The sequence below is a fragment of the Staphylococcus sp. EG-SA-2 genome (genome assembly GCF_017152085.1).
The window spans coordinates 1-6,312 of sequence record NZ_JACYHC010000412.1; the positions used below are offsets into that span (position 1 = coordinate 1).

At 30.9% G+C, this 6,312-nt stretch carries 6 protein-coding genes and 2 pseudogenes; 3 read left to right on the plus strand and 5 right to left on the minus strand.

Going from position 1 to position 6,312, the window contains the following annotated elements:
• A pseudogene (locus IDG60_RS04440) lies at positions 1-185 on the plus strand (succinyl-diaminopimelate desuccinylase); the annotation flags it as partial.
• A gap of 443 nt (positions 186-628) precedes the next feature.
• Positions 629-1,936 (plus strand): TrkH family potassium uptake protein, encoded by a 1,308-nt coding sequence (locus tag IDG60_RS04445; protein ID WP_001045079.1) that lies wholly within the window; start codon positions 629-631, stop codon positions 1,934-1,936.
• A gap of 859 nt (positions 1,937-2,795) precedes the next feature.
• On the opposite strand, the gene IDG60_RS04450 is transcribed toward IDG60_RS04445, so the two are convergent.
• The 4 genes from IDG60_RS04450 to IDG60_RS04465 all read right to left on the minus strand — a co-directional run bounded on the left by IDG60_RS04450 (position 2,796) and on the right by IDG60_RS04465 (position 4,898).
• The gene (locus IDG60_RS04450) at positions 2,796-3,239 is read right to left on the minus strand and encodes a GNAT family N-acetyltransferase (protein WP_000022887.1); all 444 of its coding nucleotides are present in this window, start codon (positions 3,237-3,239) and stop codon (positions 2,796-2,798) included.
• 105 nt (positions 3,240-3,344) lie between these two features.
• The gene (locus IDG60_RS04455) at positions 3,345-3,782 is read right to left on the minus strand and encodes a hypothetical protein (protein ID WP_072419900.1); all 438 of its coding nucleotides are present in this window, start codon (positions 3,780-3,782) and stop codon (positions 3,345-3,347) included.
• 316 nt (positions 3,783-4,098) lie between these two features.
• Positions 4,099-4,689 carry a terminase small subunit gene (locus IDG60_RS04460; protein WP_001293059.1) on the minus strand — a complete coding sequence of 197 codons (591 nt, stop codon included), beginning with the start codon at positions 4,687-4,689 and terminating at the stop codon, positions 4,099-4,101.
• Positions 4,686-4,898: a LuxR C-terminal-related transcriptional regulator gene (locus IDG60_RS04465; RefSeq protein ID WP_000128898.1), complete on the minus strand. Its 213-nt coding sequence runs from the start codon at positions 4,896-4,898 to the stop codon at positions 4,686-4,688. The genes IDG60_RS04460 and IDG60_RS04465 overlap by 4 nt, the downstream gene beginning before the upstream one ends.
• Positions 4,899-4,958: 60 nt before the next feature.
• Here IDG60_RS04465 and IDG60_RS04470 point away from each other — a divergent pair.
• Positions 4,959-5,505, plus strand: a pseudogene (locus IDG60_RS04470) (site-specific integrase); the annotation flags it as partial.
• A gap of 94 nt (positions 5,506-5,599) precedes the next feature.
• Here the strand turns inward: IDG60_RS04470 and IDG60_RS04475 are convergent.
• Positions 5,600-6,312, minus strand: a 713-nt coding sequence (locus IDG60_RS04475; protein ID WP_274611436.1) for a TCP-1/cpn60 chaperonin family protein, incomplete at its 5' end; no start/stop codon positions are given.

The following is a 6,312-nucleotide window of genomic DNA, read 5'->3' on the forward strand; positions in this document are numbered from 1 at the left end:
TTGTAGGTGCAACAGATGCCTCTAGTTTCTTAGGAGATAATAAGGACAATGTTGATTTAGCCATTTTTGGACCAGGTAATCCATTAATGGCACATCAAATCGATGAATATATTGAAAAAGATATGTACCTGAAATATATTGATATTTTTAAAGAGGCTTCCATTCAATATTTAAAAGAGAAATAAGAACGATGCTGTCAGCTGCCCTATTCGCGTGCTGGCAGTTTTTTATTGCGAATTTTAAGTTGATAGAAATAGCGATGAATATTGTTTGACTGTAAATATTCAAATATCAACAAGCACATTTTCATTGATTAAGTGATGTAAAACTGAAATTATGGTGGTGATTTGTCATACATATATTGCATTGTCTATTGAAATTGGGAATCCAATTTCTCTTTGTTGAGGCCCCCACCCCAACTTACATTGTTTGTAGAATTTCTTTTCGAAATTCTCTGTGTTGGGGCCCCCACCCCAACTTGCATTGTCTGTTGAAATTGGGAATCCAATTTCTCTGTGTTGGGGCCCCTGACTAGAATTGAAAAGTAATACACATCAGTAACATTTCTATTTTCATTTATGATATTATCTAATTATTAATTTATAATATAAAGGAGTATGCAATTAAAATGAACAAAGTCCACAAACCTTTATATTTTTATTTAATGCTTTTCTTCTCTACAACTATCATAGGTGCTCTTTTATTATATTTACCTTTCACTGGTAAAAAGCCAATATCTTTTTTAGATGCCCTATTTATAGCTTCAAGTGCATTTACAGTTACTGGCCTATCCCCAGTTGATATAGGATCACAGTTTAATATACTTGGTGAAATAGTAATACTATTATTAATTCAAATAGGTGGTCTGGGTATCGTGACCGTAACCCTATTGACACTAGTATTTTTAAATAGAAAGATATCAATGAAAAATAGATTCTTGATTATGGTTACATGGAATATTGACGAACCTGGTGGTGTTATTAAGCTAATTAAACACTTGGCTATTTATAGTTTAGTCACTGAATTAATTGGTATGATTTGTTTGTGTTTATCTTTTATACCAAAATTTGGTATAGGCAAAGGTTTATTTTTAAGCTTATTCACATCAGTATCAGCTTTTAATAATGCTGGATTTGCCCTTTTTAAGAATAACTTAATAGATTATTCTAGTGATCCAATTGTCATTATTACAATCTCAATACTCATAATATTTGGAGGTATTGGACATTTTGTCGTAATAGACTTTATTAATTGTAAAAAATTGAGTAAATTATCTTTACATTCTAAATTAGTCTTAACTACAACTAGTATCCTAATAATTATAGGAGCTATTACATTCTTTTTATTAGAACAGTTTAATACTATGCAACATATGGGACTAGTTGAAAAAATCGGAAATTCTTTTTTCCAATCAGTAACAACACGAACAGCGGGTTTTAACAGTATAGATATAGCAAGCATTAACAAATCTACCGCCTTAATGTTAATGCTACTTATGTTTATTGGTGGTGCCCCTCTCAGTGCAGCTGGAGGAATTAAAATAACTACTTTTGCAGTGGCGTTTATATTTGTTCTAAATTATATACGTAAAGAAAATAATGTTTCAGTATTCAATAAAGAAATATCTGACAAACATATAAAACTATCTATTGTTACCATTAATATCTCATTTCTATTTATCAGTATCATTACTTTTATATTATCGATAATTAATCCGAACATATCATTAATCAAGTTATTATTCGAAGTGGTTTCTGCATTCGGAACAGTCGGGTTAAGTATGAACCTTACCACAGAATATCATGGTATTACTAAAATAATTATTATATTCGTTATGCTTTGCGGTAAAGTAGGACTATTAACTTTATTAAGAACATTTATACCACCAAAAAGTCCTAAAAATTACCGCTACACTAAAGGACAAATTTATCTATAAAATAACTATCCATCTTTAACAAGAAATGAACTAGTGTTTTAATCTATTACATTTAAAAAACTACCTAAACAGGTAGTTTTTTGTTTTTTATTTATTTTAGGCCCATTAAATGTCTTATCTCTTTAATTAAGTAAAATGCACAAGTACACCTTTAAAAAGATTTACTCAAAACTAAACTATACCTAGTTAACCGCTTGTGATTAAGAAATTTTAAATGTGGTTTCTTTTAATTATGTCAACCACCCATAAGGATTTTAATCAAGCACTCATTCATTCCTGCACTCGCAATATGCATTACTTATAGAAGTGGATGCACTCTCATATTATGGCAATACCATAACTCCCGCACCATAATGATTTAAATACCATTATGAATCTCAATTACAAATTAGCACATAAAAAAGACGCCTCCCATAAGTCTAGTCACCAAATGGAAAACGTCTCGTAATTAAAATATATTTGCGTGCATTCTAATTTGTACTTAGAATACATCATACTCGTTCATAATGTAATTTTCTAATTAGTCAAAACTATATACAGTTTTACATCATTCCCGGCATTATGCACTAATAAAAACTTACTTTAATACACGCTTTAAAGATTATTAAATCAGCGTTTTAATTTTTAGACAACGCTATTATTTTTAGTTTTTCAATTCTATTATGTCATAATTATGTCACTCAAAAACTGTTTTCCAACATTGATTTATTGTTGGAAAATCTCGAAAATCTAGTCCATTTCTCCAACAATCGAAGAATTATGCCCTTTTTTCTCCCTTTAAATAAGTCATAATACGAGGCATACATGCAACATTTACAATAAAATATGTTCCTACATCGTATTATACGAATGCTCACACTTATAGTTGTTTAGTAAACCCAGATGTATTGCTAACATACCCATTATCACTATATAGTTTATGTGCAGATAGTCTTTCATTTCTATTACCACTATTTAGTGTTATTGCTTTACAATTCAACCGTTTAGAAAATTCTTCAGAATCAGCTAATAATCTCTTTCCATAACCTTTTTTCCTAAATTCAGAATGTATAACAAACGCAAGGATTCTCATATACTCTGCATTTTTTTCGTAAAACATCATTTTACACATACCACTTAAACCAATTATTTTATTTTCTTTTATCAAAAGCAGTAGGAAGTAATCATCATGATTCGTTATTTTCTTTAGTCTCTTTTTTAAATCATTCTCATTTGTTGGATAACCTAGATCATCATATAATTTACATAGTTGATTTAATTTTTCAAAATCACTGTTATTAAACAATCTTGTAATTATGCTCATATAACCCACCCTAAAAATATTATGTACCTATTGTTACATACAATAGATACGCAAAATCATTTCTCACTGCAAATCAGGACGTTTCTCAGCGTAAACAAATCATTGCTATTCTTTTGAAAAATATCTGCATATCATCACAGTAATTTTATAACAGATTAATAAAATTAAAAAAAACATAACAACAAGTATTATAATAAATATTATAATAGCTATCGTATTAAATAGTTTAGAATATGCAAACTGAAAAATAAAAATCACAATTAAAATACTAAGTAATGTAAATGGTAATAGCATCATCAGATCTTTAACATTATTTCTTTGTTCTTGCTCCCAATCGCTAATAGCCCTAAAACTACTTTTTTTATCTATAGGCGATGTAAAAATACCATATATTGAAGGTGCTATACCTCCTAAAATAGCAGTTCCCAAAGTTGTCATTACTGAAATTACTGCGAAAGTATCATCCGAAAGCAATAAATTCAAACTAATGCATTGTTTATTACCCATCGAATTTATTGACCAAATAGCTAGAGAAATAAACAACCCAAAATTTAAAATAAATGATATAGTAATAGCAATTGTTGACAAAACACGAAATTTTTCATTTTTATTTATATTATCCATTTTCTCCCTTTTTCTTAAATCATTTTATTATATATTACAATAATTAATCTGAAATGTTGATGTAATTTGAAAAAAATATCATACTTTTACTCCTGAAAACCTCCCTAAATCATCAATATGAAAATCAGCATTAGGATATTGCGTTTACAACTCTTTTAAATCTCACTCATTCTTCTCATCGTCTTAACCGATACTATCAATAAATACTGGCAACACCATAAAATATATACCCAATTTATAAAAACCTAATTGACTCATAATCTTCTAACGGTATATCATCCACAATCACAGTATGATTAGGATTATCGTTAGATACATCTTTCACTGCCTTATCTAACCCCTCATCACCTCCGTCCCATTCACCAATATTAATGAATATAGGTACATTACCGTTTATATCATGCTTATCTGTAAATAATTTATGATATTTACCCAACATTTCACGAGCTTTTAAACGATCACTAGGTTTTATTGGTACCTCTATCAGTTCAACATGTTCATTATAGACTAATTGTACTTTGCCACTTTGTGGATTTTCTTTATATTCTCCACGCTTGACTACAACTTCTTTCGTTTCTGTTTCATCACCGACTGTCGCATTCGTTAGCACATGTAATAACTCTTTTGCGGTTAATACATTCTCATCTATAATCTTATCTTTTTGTTCTTGTATATATTGCTTGATGTGCGGCTTTTTCAATAACCTACACGCTGTCACATGTGCGCTATTTGCGTTATATCCTGCTTTTATGGCACTTTGTGTTACATTCAGTGTTCTAATATACTCATTCACAAAACGTGCTTGCTTTGCAGTTAACTCACTCATTTTATCACCCCCACAATTTTATCTAATATGGTTTCATACCATAATATTACAGATTGTTCTGAACAATCTAAGGCACTACTAATATCTTGATAACTAAGTCCTTGTATAAGGGAGTCAAAAATATAAAACTCTTTATCGGTCGCTAATCTGTCAACAATCATTTCTATGTGATTCTTTATAATATGATCATTGACATTATCGTCTGTCATCAATTCGTCAGAATCTTCATCACCTATTAAAAAGAAATCATCAGTATTTATTTCATCATCGCCCCGTTAACTAGCTTTGAAGTCTTTAGCACACTTGCATATACCGGCTGTCGTGCTGGCGAGATACTAGCATTGAAGTGGTCTGATATTGATTTTGAAAACAACACGATTAGTATTACTAAAACATATTACAATCCAAATAATAACAAGAAGAAATTTCAGATACTTCCCCCTAAAACTGAAAGTTCTATCGGTAAGATTTCCGTTGACCCAAATGTAATAAAGGTGTTGCGTGATTATAAGATAAACGTTCAAAATAATTGGAAAAACGAATTATATAATGATAACCATTGTAATGAAAAAACTATCAATGTGGATACAAACCATTATGTCACGTACCAGCATACTCAAAAATATCTCTACGCACTCATTCAGATACACACATTGCGCATTGCTCATAGAATCAGGTGTACACATTAAAGAAATACAAGAACGATTACGGCATAAAGATATCAATACCACTATGAATATCTATGCTAAAATCACAAATTCATACAAAAAAGACGCCTCCCATAAGTTTAGTCACCAAATGGAAGACGTCTCGTAATTAAAATATATTTGCGTGCATTCTAATTTATACTTAGAATGAATCATACTCGTGCATAATGTAATTTTCTAGTTAGTCAAAACTATAAACAGTTTTACATCATTCCTGGCATGCCACCCATGTTAGGTTGGTCATTATTTTTTTCTGGAATTGATGCTACAACCGCTTCAGTCGTTAAGAACATTGCTGCAACACTTGCTGCATGTTGTAATGCTGAGCGTGTTACTTTAGTTGGATCAACGATACCTGCTTCTAACATATTAACCCACTCGTTTGTAGCAGCGTTAAAACCAACACCTGGTTCTGCATTTTTCAAGCGTTCAACGATGACAGAGCCTTCTAATCCTGCATTTTCAGCAATTTGGCGAACTGGTGCAGTTAATGCTTTAAGTACAATATTCACACCTGTTTCAATGTCGCCTTCAGCTTCAATTTCACTTACTTTTTGGTAAACATTTACTAGTGCAGTACCACCACCTGCAACAATACCTTCTTCAACTGCTGCACGTGTAGAGTTTAAAGCATCTTCAATACGTAATTTACGTTCTTTAAGTTCTGTTTCACTTGCTGCACCTACCTTGATAACTGCAACACCGCCTGCTAATTTAGCTAAGCGCTCTTGTAATTTTTCACGATCAAAGTCAGATTCAGTTTCTTCAATTTGAGATTTCAATTGGCTAACACGTGCATCAATGCTGTTTTCGTCACCGTCACCATCAACAACAGTGGTATTATCTTTAGTTACTTCTACTTTACTTGCAGTACCTAACATATCAATTGATGCATCTTTTAAATCTAAGCCTAAAT

Excerpts from the sequence above, each read along its gene's own strand:
- IDG60_RS04450 (WP_000022887.1), bottom strand. The coding sequence starts at position 3,239 with ATGAGCATAATTACAAGATTGTTTAATAACAGTGATTTTGAAAAATTA.
- IDG60_RS04460 (WP_001293059.1), bottom strand. The coding sequence starts at position 4,689 with ATGAGTGAGTTAACTGCAAAGCAAGCACGTTTTGTGAATGAGTATATT.
- IDG60_RS04445 (WP_001045079.1), top strand. The coding sequence starts at position 629 with ATGAACAAAGTCCACAAACCTTTATATTTTTATTTAATGCTTTTCTTC.
- IDG60_RS04465 (WP_000128898.1), bottom strand. The coding sequence starts at position 4,898 with ATGACAGACGATAATGTCAATGATCATATTATAAAGAATCACATAGAA.